Genomic DNA, 15,203 nt, shown 5'->3' on the forward strand with positions numbered 1-15,203 from the left:
ATCAACTGAGTATTTGAGTCCTATGGCGAAATCACAGCGCACCGCGGTCGTCCTCGTCGCAGCCGGGCGTGGACTGCGTGCGGGCGCCGGCGGGCCGAAGCAATATCGCGAGATCGGCGGCGTGCCCGTGATCTATCGCGCCATGGAAGCCTTCAGCCGCCACGCCGACGTGTTTGCGGTGCAGCCGGTGGTCAACCCCGACGACAGCGCCATGTTCACGGCTGCGGTCGCGGGGCTCGAGCACGAGCCGCCGACCAAGGGCGGCGCGACGCGGCAGGCCTCGGTGCTTGCAGGCCTCGAAGCGCTCGCACAGCACAAGCCCGACATCGTGCTGATTCACGACGCCGCGCGGCCCTTCGTCTCGGAAGGACTGATCTCGCGCGCGATCGAGGCAGCGGGCCGGACCGGCGCCGCGATTCCCGTCGTCCCCGTCACCGATACGATCAAGGTCACCGGCGCGAGCGGCAATGTCGAGGGCACGCCGGACCGCGCCTCCTTGCGGATCGCGCAGACGCCGCAATCCTTTCGTTTCGACGTCATCCTCGAAGCGCATCGTCGCGCGGCGAAGGACGGCCGCAGCGATTTCACCGACGATGCCGCGATTGCCGAATGGGCGGGATTGACGGTTGCAACCTTTGAAGGCGATGTTGCCAACATGAAGCTCACCACACCCGAGGATTTCGTGCGCGAGGAAGCCCGCCTGGCGGCCCAGCTCGGCGATATCAGGACCGGCACCGGCTACGACGTGCACGCCTTCGGCGAAGGCGACCACGTCATGCTCTGCGGCGTGCGCGTGCCGCACACCAAGGGTTTTCTCGCTCATTCCGACGGCGATGTCGGCCTCCATGCGCTGGTCGATGCCATCCTCGGCGCGCTCGCCGATGGCGACATCGGCTCGCACTTCCCGCCGAGCGATGCGAAGTGGAAGGGCGCCTCCTCCGACCAGTTCCTGAAATACGCCATCGAGCGCGTCACGGCGCGCGGCGGGCGCATCGCCAATCTCGAGGTCACCATGATCTGCGAGCGGCCGAAGATCGGCCCCTTGCGCGACACCATGCGCGCGAGCATCGCCGAGATCTCCGGCGTCGACATCTCGCGCGTCGCGGTGAAGGCGACGACCAGCGAGCGGCTCGGCTTCACCGGCCGCGAGGAAGGCATCGCCGCCACCGCGAGCGCCACCATTCGTCTACCCTGGAGCGTGTAGGCCATGGGCGGCAGCGACGCACGCGCCCTCTCCCGCTCGCTGCTCGATCTGTGCCGGATGCGCAAGCTGACGGTCGCGACCGCCGAATCCTGCACCGGCGGCCTCGTCGCCGCCGCGCTGACCGACATCCCCGGCTCGTCCGACGTGATCGATCGCGGCTTCGTCACCTATTCCAACGAGGCCAAGCGCGCCATGCTCGGCGTCGAAGCCGGCACGCTCGCCACTTTCGGCGCGGTCAGCAAAGAGACCGCAACCGCCATGGCGATCGGCGCGCTGGAGCGCGCCGATGTCGACCTTGCAGTCGCCATCACCGGTATCGCCGGCCCGGGCGGCGCCACGCCCGGCAAGCCGGTCGGTCTCGTGCACTTCGCCGCCGCCGCGCGCGATGGCCGCATCATCCACCGCGAGCACCGCTTCGGCGCGATCGGTCGCAGCACGGTGCGCGCCCGCTCCGTGGTCGAGGCGTTGCGCATGCTGATGGAGCTGGCACGCGGACCACAGGCCCAGGCCAAGCCGCGGCGTGCCGCCGCGGCAACCCGCCTGCGCCCGCGCGTGACCCGCTCGCCGCGCCGGCATGCGGTGAAGCGCAGGCCGCCGCGCTCGCCGCGGGGGTGAGGCAGCTCATGCCGCCGCGAGCAATGCGCTCGCCCGATCGAGCACGCACTGCTTGACCGCGTCAGCCTGCGACGGTTTTGCCTTTGCGCTGACCGTCAATTCCAGGATCGGTGCCGCGGGATTGGCGACATCCAGCACCTTCGTGACGGAAACGGCAGGTTGCGAATGATTGTCGATGCGCGAGTCGTTGCGCAATTCCTCGAGGATGCGATCGGCCAGCGTATTGGCCGCGCCCGCCGGAACCGGAAACACCACCTTGATCTCGCCGGTGCCGGGATAGGCGCTGTGGTTGATGATGGCCGCGCCCCACACCTGTCCGTTCGGCAGCAGGATCTGCGTATTGTCGGACGCGACCAGCTCGGTCATGAACAGCGACAGCGACTGCACCTTCCCGGCCTTGCCGGCCACCTCGACGTCGTCGCCGATGTGAAAGGGCCGGAACAGCAGCAGCATCACGCCGGCGGCGAGATTGGACAGCGTGCCCTGGAGCGCGAGACCGATGGCGAGCGATGTGGCGCCCAGCACGGCAACGAGGCTCGCGGTCTGGATGCCGAACAGCTGAAGCACGGCGATGCCGACCACGGCGAGCACGCCATAGCGCGCCACACTGCCGACGAACAGCGTGACCAGCGGGTCGACCCGGTGCGTGACGCTCAGCAGGCGCGTGACGAAGCGCTGCATCGCGCCGGACAGATACCAGCCGATAGCGAGCAGCAGGATCGCGTAGATCGCGTTGAGGCCATAGAGGACAAGCGAGGCTTTCAGCGTGTCGAAATTGATGGTCATGGCGGCTCCGACCCGGACAATCGGTTGAGAACGCGCTGCGATGGGAAATGATCCCGGCTTTGGCCGAGGCTGGAACACGGCACGAAACACGCGGAGGGTGGATGAGCGCAGCGTTATCCAGCTCTACTCTTGCCGTCGGGCGGAAGCCGTGGGTCATGCCTTCGGCCAACCCTACAAGACCTTGCGTTGCCCGACGGGCAAAACACCCAATGGACGGGTCAACCCGCGCCCGCGAAAATATTCGCCTTTACAGAAATTCGGATTTATCGCATCGTCCCGCCACCTCATCCCGGTCAAAGGGGCGTATCGCGATCGTCACGAAACGTGGGGTGAGCTGCGGTGGACGCAAGTCACATCGGCGCGAGAGGCATCGCAGGGCGGGCGACCGTGAGCGACAGCCGGCGCGCACACGACCGGTGTGACATACGTACGGCAAAACCGTGTGGTCCTGACGCCCGGGGTCTGTGCGTCAAGTCTTGCGGTGATGCGGCGGCCCAACCGGGTGCGCGCATCAGCGATCTGCAAGGCGACGGGGGCAATAGTGCAACGCTCCCCGGGGAGAACTCGGCATAAGCCGTCAAACCACTGCGCAGGGAAGGCCGGCTGTTCGGCTTCACCTGTATGCCGCTGTGCAGTTTCCTGACACGCAGGTTTCGCACAGTGGACCGCGGGTGCCCAGCCGGCATCCGGCCTTCCCTGCGCCCTCTGACAGAGGGCGACGAGATGAAGCAAAGCTCGGGCAGGAATTGTCGCGAGGCCGTCGTATCATGTCCACGTTCAGGGTCATCCGAGCGCGCGGCCAGCGTCGCAGCGTAGTATGCCGCGCAGTCGCCGGAGGTCGTGAGGCGACGAATCGAACCAGGATGCTCGTGCCCCGGACGCAGCGGAGCAGCGCTACGCGCTGCACCGCGTCCGGGATACGAGACCTACAAGCACCCTACGTCGACGCCAGCTTCGGCCGGCCATAGATCGCGTCCGCCCGCTTCTCGAACGCGGTGGAGAAGCGCGCGAAGGCGGCATCGAACATCGAGCCCATCAGCAACGCCAGCATGCGGCTCCTGAATTCGTAGGACAGGAAGAAGCCGACGTCGCAGACGCCCTCACCTTTGGGCTCGAACGTCCAGCGGTTCTCCAGATTGCTGAAGGGGCCTTGCAGATATTCGACGAGAATCTTCAGATTGGCGCGGTCGAGCGTCACGCGGCTGGTGAAGGATTCCCTGACCAGCTTGAACGACACCGTCATGTCGGCGACCAGCACCTCGGTGCCGTCGGGCTTCGCCATCCGCTGGCGCACCTTCAGCGCGCTGCAGAGCGGCACGAATTCCGGGTAGCGCTCGACGTCGGCGACCAGGTCGAACATCTCGGATGCGCTGTGATTGACACGGCGCTTGCTCGAAAACTTGGGCATGGCGATTCAGCGGGCGTGAGCTGCCCGCGCGGCCTTCAGTCTCGCAAAATCCTCGCCGGCATGATGCGACGAGCGGGTGAGCGGGCTCGCGGACACCATCAGGAAGCCCTTGGTGTAGGCCACCTTCTCGTAGGAGGCGAACTCGTCCGGCGGCACGTAGCGCATCACCGCATGGTGCTTGCGGGTCGGCTGCAGGTACTGGCCGATGGTCAGGAAATCGACGTCGGCGGAGCGCAGATCGTCCATCACCTGCTGCACCTCGTGGCGCTCCTCGCCGAGGCCGACCATGATGCCGGACTTGGTGAAGATGGTGGGATCGAGCTCCTTGACCCGCTGCAGCAGCCGGATCGAGTGGAAATAGCGCGCGCCCGGCCGCACCGTGAGGTAGCGCGAGGGCACGGTCTCGAGATTGTGGTTGAAGACGTCGGGCTTGGCGGCGACGACGATTTCGAGCGCCCCCTCCTTGCGCAGGAAGTCCGGCGTCAGGATCTCGATCGTGGTCGAGGGACACGCGGCGCGGATGGCGCGGATGGTCTGGGCAAAATGCTCGGCGCCGCCATCAGTGAGGTCATCGCGGTCGACCGAGGTGATGACGACGTGGGCAAGGCCCAGCTTGGCGACCGCCTCGGCGACATTCTCGGGCTCGGCCGCATCCAGCGCATTCGGCAGGCCGGTCTTGACGTTGCAGAAGGCGCAGGCGCGGGTGCAGGTGTCGCCCATGATCATGAAGGTCGCGTGCTTCTTGTCCCAGCACTCGCCGATGTTCGGGCAGCCCGCCTCCTCGCACACCGTGTGCAGGCCGTTCGACCGCACGATGTTGCGGGTGTCGGCATAGCCGCGGGTATTGGGCGCGCGCACGCGGATCCAGTCCGGCTTCGGCGGCGAAGCGGAATCGGGCCGGTTCACCTTTTCGGGGTGGCGCGGGCGCAGCGGGTTCGAGATGGTATCGACGATTACGACCATGGGGTGTCCGGTCTGTTCAGGTCCTACCTAGTCGGTCTGGCGGGGCATCGCAACCCGGCTCGCCCCGCTTCAGGGAACATGGCAGATATGGGCAATATCCTGCTCTGTCCTCTGGCGATTCTCATTTCGAATGGCTCCAAGATCGAACGCCTCATCCCCGCGGCTCGGCAAGCCGCTGAAGCGTGCCTTTTTCGGCCGCAGCGTCCACGAGGTCGCGCCGGACCTGATCGGCACGACGATGCTGGTCGACGGAATTGGGGGCATCATCGTCGAGGTCGAGGCCTATCATCATACCGACCCGGCGGCGCACTCCTACAACGGGCCGACGCCGCGGAACCAGGTGATGTTCGGCCCGCCCGGTTATGCCTACGTCTATCGCTCCTACGGCATCCACTGGTGCGTGAACTTCGTCTGCGAGGAAGAAGGCTCGGCCAGCGCCGTGCTGATCCGTGCGATCGAGCCGACGCATGGTATCGCCACCATGCGCCGCCGCCGTCATCTTCAGGAGCTGCATGCGCTGTGCTCGGGTCCGGGCAAGCTGACCGAGGCGCTCGGGATCACCATCGCGCACAATGCCCTGCCGCTGGACCGGCCGCCGATCGCACTGCATGCGCGGACCGAGGATGTCGAGGTCGCAACCGGCATCCGGATCGGCATCACCAAGGCGGTCGAACTGCCCTGGCGCTATGGCATCAGGGGCTCGAAATTCTTGAGCAAGCCGTTTCCGAAGTGATCGTCGTTCCGGGATGGTCCGAAGGACCAGACCTCAGGTGCGCAATTGCGCACCGGGGAATCTCGAGATTCTCAGGTGCGCAATTGCGCACCTGAGTTCGGCTCTTCAAGCCGCCCCGGAATGACGACGCGGCTACGACGCCTGCTTCAGCCGCTCCAGCGCCTCGAGCAGCTTGGCCTTGCGGGCCAGCGCGGCCTCGCGCTTTTCGCGCTCCTCCTCGACGACCTCCTCGGCCGCGTTGGCGACGAATTTCTCGTTCGCCAGCTTCGACTCGGCCCGCTTGATGTCGGCGTCGGCCTTGGCCATCTCCTTGTCGAGACGCGCGCGCTCGGCAGCGACGTCGATCACGCCCTTCAGCGGCAGCGCAGCCACCTCGCCGCGCACGAGCAGCTGGACGGCGCCGTCGGGCGCGCGGTCGGCGAAGGAGATGTCCGACAGCCGCGCCATGCGCTTGATGACGTCGGTCCAGCGCGGCGCGCGCTCCCTCGTCTCGGCCGAGGCGCCCGCCAGCACCAAAGCCGTCAGCGTCGCCGGCGGAATGTTCATCTCGGCGCGCACCGAACGGATCTGCGTGATGAGGTCGATCACCCAGCCGATCTCGGCCTCGGCCGCAGGGTCGGTGAAGTCGGCATGATCGAAGATCGGCAGCACCCAGGCCGGCGAGACCAGCGGATCAATCGTCGCCGTCGTCGCAGCGAGCATCGCGATCTGCTCGGGCGTCGGCTCGGTCCGCTGCAGCGGCCATGGCGCCAGCGCGAGCAGGCCGTCGCGCTTGGCCGTCACCTCCCACAGCTCCTCGGTGATGAAGGGCATGAAGGGATGCAGCAGCTTCAGGATCTCGTCGCGCGCCCAGGCGACCATGGCGCGGGTCTCGTCCTTGGCGGGGCTGTCAGGCCCGAGCAGCACGGGCTTGGCGAGCTCGACATACCAGTCGCAATAGACGTTCCAGACGAAGCGGTAGATGCTGCCGGCCGCATCGTTGAAGCGATAGGCTTCGATCGCCTCGGTCACCTCGCGCGTGGTGTGCGCGCTCTCATGCGCGATCCAGCGGTTCAGCGTCTCCTTCGCCTTCGCCGGCTGGAAGCCTTCAGGCACGGCGCACTGGTTCATTTCGGCGAAGCGGCAGGCGTTCCAGAGCTTGGTCGCGAAATTGCGGTAGCCTTCGACGCGGCTGGTGGCGAGCTTGATGTCGCGCCCCTGCGCCGCCATCGCCGCCAGCGTGAAGCGCAGCGCGTCCGCGCCGTATTCGTCGATCAGGTTGAGCGGATCGATGACGTTGCCCTTCGACTTCGACATCTTGGCGCCCTTCTCGTCGCGGACGAGGGCGTGGATGTAGATGGTCGAGAACGGCACTTCCTTCATGAAGTGCAGGCCCATCATCATCATGCGGGCGACCCAGAAGAAGATGATGTCGAAGCCGGTCACCAGCGCATTGGTCGGGTAGTAGCGCTGCACCTCCGGCGTGTCATCCGGCCAACCCAGCGTCGAGAACGGCCACAGCGCCGAGGAGAACCAGGTGTCGAGCACGTCCTCGTCGCGCGTGATGAAGCCCTCGCGCTTGTTGCGGTCGAGCGCCATCTCGCGGCCCTGCTCGGCCGTGATGACCTCCTGCTCGACGTAGTAGCCGAGGGCGTGGCTGATCGCCTCCTCCTCGGTCTCGGCGACGAACACCTTGCCGTCAGGCCCGTACCAGGCCGGGATCTGGTGGCCCCACCAGAGCTGGCGCGAGATGCACCAGGGCTGGATGTTCTCCATCCAGTCGAAATAGGTTTTCTCCCAGTTTTTCGGCACGAACGTCGTCTCGCCCGAACGCACCGCCGCGATCGCAGGCCTCGCCAGCGTCTTGGCGTCGACATACCACTGGTCGGTCAGGTACGGCTCGATCACGGTGCCGGACCGGTCGCCATGCGGCACCATGTGGGTGTGCGGCTCGATCCGCTCGACGAAGCCGAAGCTCTCCAGCCGCTCGACGATGCGCTTGCGCGCGGCGAAGCGGTCGACCTTGTGGAATTCCTCGGCGAACTGCCCGGCGCCTTCAGGCAGGTCGCGCAGATAGTCCTCGTTGTCGACGAGATCGAGACAACCTTCCCTGTCGATCACGCTGATGCGGGCGAGGCCGTGGCGATTGCCGACCTCGAAATCGTTGAAGTCGTGCGCCGGCGTGATCTTGACCGCGCCCGAGCCCTTCTCCGGATCGGAATAATCGTCGGCGACGATTTTGATCTTGCGGCCGACCAGCGGCAGGATCACGTTGTGGCCGACCAGCTTCTGATAGCGCTCATCCTCGGGATGCACGGCGACGCCGGTATCGCCGAGCATGGTCTCGGGGCGCGTGGTGGCGACGACGATGAAGCTCGAGGGATCCTCGGGGCTGAACGTCCTGCCCTCGATCGGATAGCGCAGATACCAGAGGTGACCCTTGACCTCGGTCTGCTGCACCTCGAGATCCGAGATCGCGGTGAGCAGCTTGGTGTCCCAGTTCACCAGCCGCTTGTCCTTGTAGATCAGCCCTTCGCGATGCAACTCGACGAACACCTTGACGACAGCCTTCGACAGGCCCTCGTCCATGGTGAAGCGTTCGCGCGACCAGTCGCAGGACGCGCCGAGGCGCTTGAGCTGGTTGATGATGGTGTCGCCGCTCTCGGCCTTCCACTGCCAGACCCGCTCGAGAAATTTCGCGCGGCCCATCTCGCGGCGGCCGGGCTGCTGACGCTCCATCAGCTGGCGCTCGACCACCATCTGGGTGGCGATGCCGGCATGGTCGGTGCCGGGCTGCCACAGCACGTCACGGCCGCGCATGCGCTCGAACCGGCACAGGATGTCCTGGAGCGTGTTGTTGAGGGCGTGGCCCATGTGCAGCGAGCCCGTCACGTTCGGCGGCGGGATCACGATGGTAAAGGGCACGGCGTCGCGACGGTCGGGACGACCCGCCTTGAAGGCAAGGCTGTCCTCCCACACCACGGACATGCGGGCTTCGATATCGGCGGGCTGGTAATTTTTCTCGATCATGGGGCTGCTAGAAAGCCGCGTGCGCGGGTCAAGTCAACGGAAAGCTCAGCGGCAAAAGGGCCTTCCAGCCCAGTCCGCAGGCCGAACATGCCCTGGGAGCAGGGCTTTATCGGGGCCGCAGCGCCCCTCTCAGCGGCCGCCGCGCGAGACCCGCTCGATTTCGGCCTTCACGATGCGTTCGACGAGGCCCGGCAAATTGTCGTCGAGCCAGGATTTCAGCATCGGCCGCAGCATCTCCTTGACCAGATCCTCCAGCGTCCGTGCATTGCTGCTGAGCACCGTATGGGCCAGGGAGTTGAAGGCGGATTCCACCGCCGAGACCGTCGATTGCGCCAGCATGGGCTGCTGCGGCGGCAGCGGCGGGGCATCGAAGTCCACCGGCGCGTAGGACGGCGGCGGCGGCGTCGGGCGCGGCGGCGGCGATTCGGCGAATTCGAGATCGTCCCGTGGCTCGACCTTGCGGAAGCTCGGCGGCGGCGGAGCCGGCGTCGGATCCATCGCCATCTCGTCGGTCAATTCGAGCACGTCGGGTTCAGGCTCGGGCTCAGGCTCCGGTTCGGGCGCGCGAACCTCGGGCGCCGGCGTGGCCGCGTCGAGCCCCGCCAGCAGCGCGTCGATATCATCCTGGCTGTTTGGCGATGCATCGGCGGCAGGCGCGGGAGCCGGGGCTGGGGCCGGAGGTGGAGCGGGCTTCTCGGCGGCCGGTTTGGCCGGTGCGACCTTGGAGGGCGGAATGTCGTTCATCGCCTGCGGCTTCGGCGGCGCTGCGGGGGCCGCGGCTTTCTCAGGCTTGGCGGCCTCGGCCGTCGGCGGCTTGGCCTCGTCGTCGGCAATGATGCGCCGGATCGAGGCCAGAATCTCCTCCATCGAGGGTTCTGTGACCTTTGCAGGCTGCGTCATCTCCGACTCCACATCATCAACGCCCTCGCATGCGTTGTTTTACACCAAGCAAGGCAGGATTGGCCCGGTTCCGGGCGTGCGGCCTGCCATTTTCGTCGCGGCAGCCCGACTTGTCCCCAGATCACGGCTCAACGTGCGGCGGTGCGCCCCTGCCCCCGGCACTCAAGCTTTACGCATACGGCATCAATACGAGGCGAATCGACCCGCATTGTCTCGGCAAGGCTATGTCAGGGATTTTGATGATTGCAAGCAAAGTGCCGGTCGGCCTCGGCTGTTCGCGAGGCCGACCGGACGATTACGGGGATCAGCGCCCGTCAGGCGTGCGCACGCCGGCCCAGCTGTCGCGGACCTGATGGTAGTGAACGCTGGGATCGTAGACATTGGTCGCAAGGCCAAGCACCTGCGGCGCCAGACGGCCGACGGCGGCGAGGACGTTGTAGGATGCGACGACCCGGTCGTGCTGCGCGGTCACGAGTGCGACGCGCGCATTGACCAGCGCCTGCTGCGCGTTGAGCACGTCGAGGGTGGTGCGCTGACCGGCCTTGGCTTCCTCGCGCACGCCGTTTAGTGCGATCTCGGACGCCGTCACCTGCGCCTGCGCCGACTGCACCTGCGCCTTGCCGGCCTGCAACGACCCCCACCATTGCACGATGGTCGCGCGGGTCTGGTCCCGCGTGTTCTCGAGGTTGAGACGCTGCTGCGCCAGATTTTCCTTGGATTGACGGATCAGCGAATACTCGCTGCCGCCCTGATAGATCGGCACCGAGATCTGCGCGAGCGCGGACGCGTTGAACGCGCGGTACTGGATCAGGGATTGTTCGTAGGCCTGGGTCACGCTGGTCTGCAAGGTGACCGTCGGCAGCAGAGCGCCCTCGGCAACTTTGACCTGCAGGAAATTGACGTCGATGCCGAACATCGCGGCCGTGACATTCGGATGCTCGACGAGGCCGAGCTCGACTGCGGCAGCGAGCGTTGCGGGCAGGAAACGGTCGACCGGCGAGCCGGGCGCCAGGTTCGTCGGCTCGTTGCCGATGATGCGGCGGAAGTTCGCACGGGTCGTGTTGAGATTCGATTCGGCGGTCAGAGCCTGCGTTCTGCCGGCCGCCAGCTGTGCTTCCGATTGCGCAACGTCGGTGCGGGTCACCTCGCCGACATTGAAGCGGTCACGGGTCTGCTTCAGCGTCTGCTCGAGCACCCGCACGTTGCTGCGCTGGACTTCGAGCGTCGCGGCATCGCGCAGATAGTCCATGTAGGTCGTGGCAGCCTGGAGCAGCACGGTCTGATCGAGACTGCGCAGCGCTTCGCGGGAGCCGGACACCTGGCTCTCCGCGGCGCGCGTCCGGTTGGCGGTCTGGTTGCCGTTGTACAAGGTCTGGGAAGCAGTCAGTCCGACGCTTCGCGGAATGCCGGGCCCGCTGGTTGGCGCACCGCCGCGCTGGCTTTGGAAGTCCGAGTACTGATAGCCGCCGCTCGCCGTCAGCGAGACCCTGGGGCGATAGCCGGACAAGGCCTGCGGCACGTTTTCGTCAGTCGAGCGCACCTGGGCACGCTGTGCGTTGAGCTGCGGATTGTTCTGATAGGCGCGCACCAGTGCCGCCTCGATCGTGTCCGCCAAGGCAGGCACCGGCCCGGCAAGCGCCAGCAGCAGGACCGAAACCGCAGCTCCGGTGAAGAGCTTCACCCCATGCATCCCTGAAATTCCGTTCATTCTAAACGCCCGGCTCGTGCCCGCGAGCTGGGTTACCGTCTACCGAGTGGAGTCGTTGCCCCGCCGCAACATAGGACGCGGATTGGCGTGACGGAACCACCTCAAGGTAGTTCTTGGTGGAAACTCTTCACGTGCAGCATCCCGGCCACACTTCTGATTCAGAACGGGATTTTAACGGGCTTTGGGTCGTCAGAAGACGAAAGCGGCCGCCCGTTCGAGTCCGGGGAGGACCGGCGCGGTGGCGTCAAACAGGGTTCGATGGCCGAATTCACCGTGAGTCCGGGTCATGATCATGGCCCGCGGCGGCCTGGATTCGGCGGACACCCCTACCAGGCGCCCGCCCTCCTTCAGCTGCCCGAGCAACGCCTCCGGCATGACCTCGGCAGCGCCATTGAGGATGATCACGTCATAGGGCGCGGCGGACGGATCGCCTTCGGTGCAGGCTGCGGCCTTGCAGGTGACATTGGCAAGCCCCAGCGACGTAAAGGCATCCTTGGCCTTCGCGGAGAGCGCCGAATCGCATTCCGTTGCGGTGACCTGGCGGGCCAGCTTGGCAGCCAGCGCCGCGAGGTATCCGGTGGCGCAGCCGACCACCAGCACGCTGTCGCCCTCGCCGATCTCGGCGGCCTGAAGCAGCTTGCCGGTCAGCTGCGGCTTGATGAGGAAGCGCTTGGCTGTGCCCTCGCTGACGTCGAGGTCGAGATCGAGATAGGCCAGGGCCTGCCGGGCGGCCGGCACGAAGGCCTCGCGCGGAACCGTGAGCATGGCATCGAGAACACGACGGTCGGTGACGTCATTGGTGCGCACCTGGCCATCGACCATTTTAAGGCGCGCGGTCGAGAAACCGGACATTTGCGGACCCTGCAATGCGGACGATGCCGCGGACGAAATTCGCGGCATCTTTGGAGCATGCACGGCCAAAACGCAACACGGCCGTTCGCCCGCGGGACCAAGGCTTCCGCATCCTACCGCATCGGCCGCCGGAACGGATTATTCGATCGCCACCGCGAGGCGGCCGATCAGAGCTGCGACCTCATCCAGCCGCGCCGAATCGGGCGTCTCGACCGCACGCGCCAGGCAGGCGAGGCATTCGTCGTCGCTGAGCGCCGGGATCTCGGCCGGCAGGATCGAGGGAGCCATTCGGGAACGGTCGACCTGGATGTCTTGCATGGGAATCAGCTCCGTCAAAATCCGGCACTGTCGAAGCTCGATTTCAATTGAGTCGATTTGGCGCCGTCCGCATGGCGCGACGACGCCCGTCCACACATCTGCTTGAACGCGAATTCCAGGCAGGAATCGTGGGGGCCCAGGGTTCAGAGATCAATGCAACGAAATCGCGCAACGCGCGAGGACGCGACGGCAACTCATTGAACTTGCGGAAAAATTTGGCTCCCCGGGCTGGATTCGAACCAGCGACCATCCGATTAACAGTCGGATGCTCTACCGCTGAGCTACCGAGGAAAAGGCGAACCAGTGGCTCGCGCGCGGCTGCGTATAACAAAGCCGCTTGCGCTTGCAAAGGACGAATTCGTCGTCGTCCGAAACGTCCTTGAGGAAGGGTCGGAACGGCCCCTCCTCCGGACGTCAGCGGCGGCCGCTATTCCGCGAGAAACGAGGTGGTCCTGGTGCCGGAATCGTAGCGCAGCCGAAGCGCGGTCATCTTGCAGAGGTTGACGTTCTTCCACAGCACTGCCTCGTCGTAGCTCTGCCAGTCGACGCGGATGTTCCAGATGCAGCCATCGTCGTCCTCGTCGAACTCGACATAGGTGCTGGCCTGGTTCTGCAACACCTTCTCGAGCTCGTTGTCCCACTCGTCCAGGCCATCGTCGGGCGCGTTGAAGCCCAGGAATTTGATGGCGTAGCCGGTCTCGTTGACGACGGTGACGTTGCGGGCGTCGGCCGCCAGCGACGGCATGGCCGCGATCGACAGACCGATCGCGATCAATCCAGACAGAAAGTACTTCATGAAAATCCTCCGATCGAAACAGGTCTCGGCACCTGGCGTCGCTCGGCACAGGCGCCGCGGCAACAAAAAGCGTTGCCTGACGAGACGTCCGGAGCGCGATCGAAGGGTTCAATGCGCCGTCGAGCTGCGCTCCGGACCGTTGCGCGACGCGAGACGCGCGGGACTGTTTCTATCGTTTCGAATTCTCAGCAGCAATGAACGGGCATTCATAGATCGGCGGAGTTTGTCTTCGCCGGTGCCGGCGCAGCGACCGGCACGGCTGCTCCGTTGCTCTTCCCGGTCACGGCGCCGACCAGCGCCTGCACGGGATCGTCGCCGGGCGCAAAGCCGCCCTGGCGCAGGATCTCGTCGATCATCGGACGCAGCGCGTGCACCTTGAGCAGCTCGCCTGCGAGACCTTCGCCGAAGCCGACATTGCCTCCGCCGGCGCCGTTGCCGCCGAACGCGCCGCCGGTGTGCAGGATGCGGACGTCCTTGAGGTTGGCGATCGGCTTGACCATCTCGGCCAGCGCCGACGGCATCGTCTCGATCCGCCTCTTGGCGATCTCGAAGTCGATGATGTTGCTGCCGAGCTTGTTCTGCGCCTCGTTCTTCATGGTGATGACGGCGGCCTCGGCCTCACCGATGTCGCGGACGCCGACGGCCTTGATCTTGTTGGACTCGGCTTCGGCGGTGGCCAGCGTCTTCACGGCCTCGGCGCGATCGAGCGAGGCCTTCTTCTCCGCCTCGGCCGCGACGATCAGCTCGGTCGACTTGCGTTCGGCCTCGGTTCGCGCGGCCAGCACCTGGGTGAGACGGGCGCGATCGGCCACCTCGACCGCACGCGCCGTCACGACCTTCTCCTCCGCGGAGACGGCGAGCGCTTCGGCGGTCTTGGCTTCGGCGACGGCTTCCGAAGTCTCCTTGCTCTTGGCGGCGATCTGGATCTCGTTCTCCTGTGTGGCGATCTGGATCTCGCGCTGGGCGTCGGTCTTGCGCTTGTTGATCGCCAGATCCGATTCAATCACCGCGGTTTCCTTGACCTGCTTGGCACCGGCCTCCTTCTCGGCGACCGCCCTGTCGGTATCGATCCGGGCGTTCTCCTCGGTCAGGCGCGCGGTCTGGGTTGCGGTTGCGACCTCGGCGCGGGTGCTCGCGGTCTTGTTGGCGATGTCGCGCTCCTGCGAAAGCTCGGCTTCCTTCTTGGTCCGCTCGATGCCGAGGGTCTGCTGCCGCGCCTCGAGGTCCTTTTGCGCGATCGCCACCTCGTTGTCCCGCACGATGGCGTTGCGGTCGCGGCGGCGGGTTTCGGTGACGGTCTTGAGCTGGGTGAGGCCTTCGGCGTCGAAGAAGTTCTCGGGATTGAAGAACTTGACGTCGGTCTGGTCCAGCTTGGTCAGCGATACCGATTCAAGCTCGAGCCCGTTCGATTTCACGTCGGATTCGACCGTGGACTGCACGTGCTTGACGAAATCTGAGCGCTTCTCCTGAAGCTCCAGGATGGTCATGGTCGCGGCCACCGAGCGCAGGCCGTCGACGAATTTCGCCTCGACCTGGTTGCGCAGCGCCTCGGCGTCGTTGGTCAGCGCGCCCAGCGTCTGGCTTGCCAGCGCGATACTCTCTTCGTCCGGGCGGACGCGGACGTAGAACTCTGCGACGATGTCGACACGCAAGCGGTCCTTGGTGATCAGGGATTCCCGCTCCTTGCGTTCCACGGTAAGCCGCAGCGTCTTCAGGTTGACGCTGGCATAGGAGTGGAAGATCGGCAGGATCATGGCGCCGCCGTCGAGCACGACCTTCTTACCGCCAAGGCCGGTGCGCACGAAGGCTTCGTCGCGGGTGGCACGCTTGTAGAGGATGGTGAAGACGATACCCAGGACGACGATCAGCGCGACGCCGATCAAGGCCGGGACTGCGATGTCGAACATGACT

13 protein-coding genes and 1 tRNA gene are annotated in these 15,203 nt (G+C 65.8%); 3 read left to right on the forward strand and 11 right to left on the reverse strand.

Annotated elements, in window-relative coordinates; genetic code table 11:
- The first annotated feature begins 22 nt into the window (after nt 1-22).
- Together WI560_RS15850 and WI560_RS15855 are read left to right on the forward strand one after the other, a co-directional pair.
- Nucleotides 23-1,204, forward strand: coding sequence for a bifunctional 2-C-methyl-D-erythritol 4-phosphate cytidylyltransferase/2-C-methyl-D-erythritol 2,4-cyclodiphosphate synthase (locus WI560_RS15850; protein ID WP_375308736.1), 1,182 nt, complete (start codon nt 23-25; stop codon nt 1,202-1,204).
- A gap of 3 nt (nt 1,205-1,207) precedes the next feature.
- Nucleotides 1,208-1,819, forward strand: a complete 612-nt coding sequence (locus tag WI560_RS15855) for a CinA family protein (protein WP_375308737.1) — start codon at nt 1,208-1,210, stop codon at nt 1,817-1,819.
- 6 nt (nt 1,820-1,825) lie between these two features.
- Here WI560_RS15855 and WI560_RS15860 read toward each other — a convergent pair whose 3' ends face one another.
- The 3 genes from WI560_RS15860 to lipA form a co-directional block, all read right to left on the reverse strand.
- Complete coding sequence (locus WI560_RS15860; RefSeq protein ID WP_375308738.1) at nt 1,826-2,605, reverse strand: mechanosensitive ion channel family protein; 780 nt, start codon at nt 2,603-2,605, stop codon at nt 1,826-1,828.
- A gap of 937 nt (nt 2,606-3,542) precedes the next feature.
- On the reverse strand, nt 3,543-4,013 hold the full coding sequence (locus tag WI560_RS15865) for a type II toxin-antitoxin system RatA family toxin (protein ID WP_028136504.1): 471 nt from the start codon (nt 4,011-4,013) through the stop codon (nt 3,543-3,545).
- 6 nt (nt 4,014-4,019) lie between these two features.
- Nucleotides 4,020-4,976, reverse strand: coding sequence for a lipoyl synthase (lipA, locus tag WI560_RS15870; protein WP_375160297.1), 957 nt, complete (start codon nt 4,974-4,976; stop codon nt 4,020-4,022).
- A gap of 130 nt (nt 4,977-5,106) precedes the next feature.
- Between lipA and WI560_RS15875 the strand changes: the two genes are divergently transcribed.
- Nucleotides 5,107-5,709: a DNA-3-methyladenine glycosylase gene (locus tag WI560_RS15875; protein WP_375308739.1), complete on the forward strand. Its 603-nt coding sequence runs from the start codon at nt 5,107-5,109 to the stop codon at nt 5,707-5,709.
- A gap of 132 nt (nt 5,710-5,841) precedes the next feature.
- On the opposite strand, the gene WI560_RS15880 is transcribed toward WI560_RS15875, so the two are convergent.
- The 8 genes from WI560_RS15880 to WI560_RS15915 form a co-directional block, all read right to left on the reverse strand.
- Nucleotides 5,842-8,718: a valine--tRNA ligase gene (locus WI560_RS15880; RefSeq protein ID WP_375308740.1), complete on the reverse strand. Its 2,877-nt coding sequence runs from the start codon at nt 8,716-8,718 to the stop codon at nt 5,842-5,844.
- 129 nt (nt 8,719-8,847) lie between these two features.
- The gene (locus WI560_RS15885; protein WP_375308741.1) at nt 8,848-9,618 is read right to left on the reverse strand and encodes a PopZ family protein; all 771 of its coding nucleotides are present in this window, start codon (nt 9,616-9,618) and stop codon (nt 8,848-8,850) included.
- Nucleotides 9,619-9,922: 304 nt separating this feature from the next.
- Complete coding sequence (locus WI560_RS15890) at nt 9,923-11,308, reverse strand: TolC family outer membrane protein (protein ID WP_375308851.1); 1,386 nt, start codon at nt 11,306-11,308, stop codon at nt 9,923-9,925.
- A 207-nt stretch (nt 11,309-11,515) separates the two neighbouring features.
- Nucleotides 11,516-12,178: a protein-L-isoaspartate O-methyltransferase gene (locus WI560_RS15895; protein ID WP_375308742.1), complete on the reverse strand. Its 663-nt coding sequence runs from the start codon at nt 12,176-12,178 to the stop codon at nt 11,516-11,518.
- A 138-nt stretch (nt 12,179-12,316) separates the two neighbouring features.
- Nucleotides 12,317-12,496 (reverse strand): hypothetical protein, encoded by a 180-nt coding sequence (locus WI560_RS15900; RefSeq protein ID WP_375308743.1) that lies wholly within the window; start codon nt 12,494-12,496, stop codon nt 12,317-12,319.
- 216 nt (nt 12,497-12,712) lie between these two features.
- A tRNA-Asn gene (locus tag WI560_RS15905) sits at nt 12,713-12,787 on the reverse strand.
- Between the two features lie 136 nt (nt 12,788-12,923).
- The gene (locus WI560_RS15910) at nt 12,924-13,292 is read right to left on the reverse strand and encodes a hypothetical protein (protein WP_375308744.1); all 369 of its coding nucleotides are present in this window, start codon (nt 13,290-13,292) and stop codon (nt 12,924-12,926) included.
- A 206-nt stretch (nt 13,293-13,498) separates the two neighbouring features.
- A complete protein-coding gene (locus WI560_RS15915) occupies nt 13,499-15,199 on the reverse strand; it encodes a flotillin family protein (RefSeq protein WP_257179673.1) in 1,701 nt (566 codons plus the stop codon).
- Between the last annotated feature and the right edge of the window lie 4 nt (nt 15,200-15,203).

Origin of the sequence: Bradyrhizobium sp. A11 (assembly GCF_042077125.1) — a bacterium.
Lineage (GTDB): Bacteria > Pseudomonadota > Alphaproteobacteria > Rhizobiales > Xanthobacteraceae > Bradyrhizobium > Bradyrhizobium japonicum_B.

Excerpts from the sequence above, each read along its gene's own strand:
- WI560_RS15850 (WP_375308736.1), top strand. The coding sequence starts at position 23 with ATGGCGAAATCACAGCGCACCGCGGTCGTCCTCGTCGCAGCCGGGCGT.
- WI560_RS15855 (WP_375308737.1), top strand. The coding sequence starts at position 1,208 with ATGGGCGGCAGCGACGCACGCGCCCTCTCCCGCTCGCTGCTCGATCTG.
- WI560_RS15860 (WP_375308738.1), bottom strand. The coding sequence starts at position 2,605 with ATGACCATCAATTTCGACACGCTGAAAGCCTCGCTTGTCCTCTATGGC.
- WI560_RS15865 (WP_028136504.1), bottom strand. The coding sequence starts at position 4,013 with ATGCCCAAGTTTTCGAGCAAGCGCCGTGTCAATCACAGCGCATCCGAG.
- lipA (WP_375160297.1), bottom strand. The coding sequence starts at position 4,976 with ATGGTCGTAATCGTCGATACCATCTCGAACCCGCTGCGCCCGCGCCAC.
- WI560_RS15875 (WP_375308739.1), top strand. The coding sequence starts at position 5,107 with ATGGCTCCAAGATCGAACGCCTCATCCCCGCGGCTCGGCAAGCCGCTG.
- WI560_RS15880 (WP_375308740.1), bottom strand. The coding sequence starts at position 8,718 with ATGATCGAGAAAAATTACCAGCCCGCCGATATCGAAGCCCGCATGTCC.
- WI560_RS15885 (WP_375308741.1), bottom strand. The coding sequence starts at position 9,618 with ATGACGCAGCCTGCAAAGGTCACAGAACCCTCGATGGAGGAGATTCTG.
- WI560_RS15890 (WP_375308851.1), bottom strand. The coding sequence starts at position 11,308 with ATGCATGGGGTGAAGCTCTTCACCGGAGCTGCGGTTTCGGTCCTGCTG.
- WI560_RS15895 (WP_375308742.1), bottom strand. The coding sequence starts at position 12,178 with ATGTCCGGTTTCTCGACCGCGCGCCTTAAAATGGTCGATGGCCAGGTG.
- WI560_RS15900 (WP_375308743.1), bottom strand. The coding sequence starts at position 12,496 with ATGCAAGACATCCAGGTCGACCGTTCCCGAATGGCTCCCTCGATCCTG.
- WI560_RS15910 (WP_375308744.1), bottom strand. The coding sequence starts at position 13,292 with ATGAAGTACTTTCTGTCTGGATTGATCGCGATCGGTCTGTCGATCGCG.
- WI560_RS15915 (WP_257179673.1), bottom strand. The coding sequence starts at position 15,199 with ATGTTCGACATCGCAGTCCCGGCCTTGATCGGCGTCGCGCTGATCGTC.